This is a genomic window from Micromonospora sp. NPDC003197, assembly GCF_053590565.1.
In genome coordinates, this window is record NZ_JBSFTE010000022.1 from 56,286 (window position 1) to 56,633 (window position 348).

Genomic DNA, 348 nt, shown 5'->3' on the forward strand with positions numbered 1-348 from the left:
GTCCTTGACGCAGGTGTCGTAGCCGCCGCAGACCTTCATGGCCTCGTCGTATTGCTTCTTGGCGAGGGTTGGGTCGGTTTTCTTCGTCGACGTGGTCTTCCTGGCTGAAGTGGCCTTTTGGTCTCTTAGTTTCTTGACTCGTTCGCGTACGCAGGTGTCGTAGCCGCCGCATTCCCGTCGGGCTTGCTGGTAGAGCGGGTCGGCGTTGGATTTGCGGGCATTTTCCGTGGATTTGGCGATGTCGTGGGCGTTTTGGTCTCTTAGTTTCTTGACTCGTTCGCGTACGCAGGTGTCGTAGCCGCCGCATTCCCGTCGGGCTTGCTGGTAGAGCGGGTCGGCGTTGGAGTT

General features: G+C 58.9%; 1 protein-coding gene. It reads right to left on the bottom strand.

Annotated elements, in window-relative coordinates:
- The coding region (locus ACWDV4_RS22380) for a hypothetical protein (protein ID WP_449981838.1) at positions 1–348 on the bottom strand (348 nt) is incomplete at both ends.